The sequence below is a fragment of the Pseudoduganella sp. RAF53_2 genome (assembly GCF_052113985.1).
Lineage (GTDB): Bacteria > Pseudomonadota > Gammaproteobacteria > Burkholderiales > Burkholderiaceae_D > Rugamonas.
Genome location: NZ_JBFRDW010000549.1, coordinates 1 through 4,163 on the forward strand (window position 1 = coordinate 1; position 4,163 = coordinate 4,163).

General features: G+C 62.2%; 2 protein-coding genes and 1 pseudogene. 1 reads left to right on the top strand and 2 read right to left on the bottom strand.

From position 1 onward, the window contains the following. Nucleotides 1–180 (top strand): annotated as a pseudogene (locus AB4Z11_RS25080) (phosphoribosyltransferase); the annotation flags it as partial. 5 nt (nucleotides 181–185) lie between these two features. On the opposite strand, the gene AB4Z11_RS25085 reads toward AB4Z11_RS25080, so the two are convergent. Further along, nucleotides 186–1,199, bottom strand: a complete 1,014-nt coding sequence (locus tag AB4Z11_RS25085; RefSeq protein WP_442028489.1) for a chemotaxis protein CheB — start codon at nucleotides 1,197–1,199, stop codon at nucleotides 186–188. A gap of 62 nt (nucleotides 1,200–1,261) precedes the next feature. Further along, nucleotides 1,262–4,163: CheR family methyltransferase (locus AB4Z11_RS25090; RefSeq protein ID WP_442028491.1), on the bottom strand; the 2,902-nt coding region annotated here is incomplete at its 5' end.

Consider the following 4,163-nt stretch of genomic DNA (forward strand, 5'->3'; position numbering starts at 1 on the left):
CCGCAAAAGCTGGTGTGCGCGGTGCCTGTCGCTGCCGAGGATTCACTGGCAGCGATATCGGTGCTGGCCGACGAGATCGAGTGCCTGGCCATGCCGATGAATTTCATGTCGGTGAGCAGGCATTACAAGGCCTTCCCCCAGGTCGAGGAGGAAGAAGTGCTCAAGCTGCTGACCGCCTGACTTGCTCAGGCAGCGCCGCTAGCTAGCAGTGAGCGCAGCACCTCGGCCTTGCGCTGGGCATCCAGTGCCTGCTCGACATACTCTTCGGCCGCGCGGGCGTAACTGCCCGTATGCGCTGCATCAGCCATTTGACGGTACAGCTTTTCCTTCTCATGCAAGGCGCGCACGGCCGACCACAAAGCTTCTTCCACGTTACGATGCTGCGAGCCAGCCAGGCTGCGCTCGGAAAACGCATGGCCGGTATGGCAACGGTAATGCGGCGGCCTGGTGCCGTCGATCTGCCACAGCGTGCCGTTGCACTCCGGGCAGGTGAAGGTAGATGGATGCCCAATTCTCGAGAGTGCGTCCATGTCCATATCCTCCGACACAAAACGGTTCTCAACCTTGACCCACTCCGGCACCGGGCGTGGCGGTGCCGGACCTGCCTGCGCCGCTTCGACCATTGCCGCCAGAATCGGGCCGATTTCGCGCGCCTTGAGCACGCGGTCAATATCCGCGTGCTCGATCGCGCTGCTTGGCATATCGGCTGACGTGGCTTCGTCGGGCGATTGGGCAATGGCCTGGCCACCGCACATCTTGATCGCCTGCAGGCCGATGGTGCCGTCATCGAGCTGCCCGCTCAATATTACGCCGATGGCGCGAGGGCCATAGGTGGCGGCAGCGGAACGGAACAAGGGATCGATGGCAGGACGGCAGTGGTTTTCGCGCGCGCTACGGCTCAGCTGCGTAAAGCTGCCGGTGCCATCGCGCAGCACCAGCAGGTGGCGGTCCGGCGGCGCCACCAGGACACGGCCCGGCAACAGGGCTTCATGGCTGTGGGCGTGCTTCACAGGGAGTGCGCAGCTGCTTGCGAGCAGCGAAGGCAGTACGCTTTCGCGTTGTCCCACATGCATGACGATCAGCACTGCGGCCTGAAAACCTGCCGGCAATCCCGCCAGTACCGCCTGCAAGGGTTGCTGCCCTCCGCTGGAGGCGCCGATTACGACCAGGTCTTGCGCGAATTGTACTGTGGGAGCCATTCCTCATAGTGTGGCCGCCCCACGGCCCGGTCTGTGCGCCAGCGCACACAGCCCGTGTAGCGTCAGGCCAATGGCGGCAGCAAGCCCGCCAGCTTGCCGCACAAAATATCGAGCGACAGGGGTTTGGTGATGTGGGTCGTGTAGCCTGCAGCCAGTGCCTGCTCCACCTCTTTTTCACGCGCCATGCCACTGGTAGCAATCACGGGCACGGTAGCCATGCCCGTCACCGCCCTCACCTCGCGGATGAAGTCATGGTCCGCCATATCCGGTAGCGAAATGTCGGAGATTATCAAGTCGTAGCGCTCCCGTTCCAGCAAGGACAAGGCTTCCGCTGGCGTTTTGGCAATGCGCACGCTGGCGCCGTCCAGTTCCAGCAAGGCTTTGAACATGCTGGTCATATCGTCCTCACTGTCGAGCAGCAGCACGCTGCGCCCGGCCACGCAGGAAGCCAACGGAGACAGCTCGCCCGATACAACCGGGGCGCCGGTACGCGACAACGGCAGCCAGACAGAGAAGGTACTACCCTCGCCCAGGCCCGGAGAACTGGCGTCCACACGCCCGCCATGCAGCTCGACGATCTGGCGTACCAGCGCCAGGCCGACACCCAGCCCGCCCTTATTGCGCAAGGWCGCAGCGCCTGCAAGGCTGTACATGTCGAAGATATGCGGCAGCGCATCGGTAGCAATGCCCTCTCCCGTATCGCTGACATCGATCCGTGCTTCGCTGTCTTCCACGGTAAGCTCCAGCGTGACGCGGCCACCAGCCGGTGTATGGCGCACCGCATTATTCAGAAGATTCAACAGCACCTGTTCGATGCGTACGGCGTCTGCGTACACCACGGCCGGCATGTGCGGGCCTTCATAGCGCAGGTCCACCGTCTCGGCGCCGGCGCGCAGCAGCTCGATCAGGCGCTGGGCAATGGCGCCCAGGTCTTCATCATGGCAGGACATGGCCAGCTTGCCGGTGTGCAGGCGTGAAATATCCAGCAAGTCGTCGATAATACGGGACTGGTTGGCCACCGAGTTGCGGATGATGGCAGCCGCGCGCAACGCCGCTGCGGACTGTTTTACGTCCGGCATACGCGCCARCAGCTCGGCGTTGATATAAATAAGATTGAGCGGATGGCGCAGCTCCTGCGACATCACGGTCAGGAATTCATCGCGCGCCTCGGCCATCGTGTGCAGCGGCACGCCGGCTTCGGCTCCGGCCTTGTTGGCGGCGACGCGGCGAATCCATTCTTCGCTGGCGCGCACTTTCTCCTCGGCCTCCTTGCGGGTGCTGATGTCGAAGAAGGTCATCACCGCGCCTTCGATCTTGTCTTCCGTGGTACGGTAAGGCAGCAGGCGCACGATGTAATAGCGACCATCGTTGCTGCGCACTTCGCGCTCCACCAGGCGCAAGGTTTCGAACGTGGCCGACACGTCTTCGGCCAGCGCGTCGTAATCGAGGCGGTGCGTGATGTCCAGCAGCGAGCGGCCGATGTCGGACGGGATGATGCTGAAGATGTCGGCCGCGCGCGGCGTAAAACGCTTGATGCGCAGGGCGCGGTCGACAAAGATGGTGGCGATGTCGGTGGAAGCAATCAGATTATTCAGGTCATCATTGGCCTTGCCAGTTTCTTCGACCTTTACTTTCAGCTCATAGTTGACGGTGATAAGCTCCTCATTCACCGACTGCAGTTCTTCCTTGCTGGTTTCCAGTTCCTCCGTGGCCGAGCGCAGTTCCTCGTTGATGGCCTGCAGTTCTTCGTTGGAAGCGCGCAGCTCTTCGTTCGACACTTCCGCGTGCTCGATGGTTTCCTGCAGCTTCTCCTTGCTGCGCTGGAGTTCCGATTCGAGCTGATTCAGTACCACATCCTGGTGCTGCGCCTGGGCTTCCTGCGGCACGCCGTTCATGGTCTGCTCGATTTCCTCGAACAGCACCAGGGCAAATTCCGCATTGGCCACTTCGTCGGTGAACGGACGCACGATCACGTTGACGATAAAGGCTTTGTTGTCATCGCGCTTGATCAGCACGCGCTGGCCCTCCACGCTGCTGCCGCTTTGCAGCGCCTGGTACAGCGCGGTGCGCACTTCCAGCCGCAGTTCCGGCAGCACCAGCGCCAGCACATTGCGCGACGGTTCGCCACCCACATGGCGCAGGAAGCGGCCAGCCGCGTCGGACATGTGCACGATGTTCGAATCGCGGTCCACGATCAGGCTTGGCGGCGCGAATTTGCTCAGCGCGCGCTGATGCACGTCGGAGAAGGAGAACTGGCGACGGCCGCCATTGGGCGTCAGCAGCAATTCGGGAACGCGATTCACCGGCCCGTTGGTCAGCGCCGGAATGTAGCGCAAGGAGCGCGACAGCGGACGCGCGCGATAGATGCGGTTCTTTTTGTCGAAGGGGACAAAGAATTCGGAAGCAGCATCAGCCGATTCGGAAGATCCAAGGAACAGGAAGCCGTCCGGCTTCAGTGCGGAATGGAACATCTCCATCACGCGCAGCTGCACATCCCGATTCAGGTAGATCAGCAGGTTGCGGCAGGAGATCATGTCCAGCTTGGAGAACGGCGGATCGCGCAGCAGATTGTGGGAAGCGAACAGGATGCGGTCGCGCACCGCCTTGCGGATGCGGTAGCGGTCCTCTTCCTTGGTAAAGAACTGGCGCATGCGCGAGGCCGGTACGTCCATTGCGATGGCAGCCGGATACACGCCGGAGCGCGCCACCGCAATCGCATGTTCGTCGATATCGGATGCGAACACCTGAATTTCCGCCGCCTTCGCCAACTGCGCGGCGTGATCGGCCAGCAGCATGGTCATCGAATATGCTTCCTGGCCGCTGGAGCAGGCGGCCACCCAGACGCGCACCTGCTCGGCCGGCAGCTTGTCCTTGAACAGCAGCGGCACTACGTCGCGCTCCAGCGCTTCGAAGGACTCGCGGTCGCGGAAGAAGTTGGTGACGCCGATCAGCATATCCTGCAAC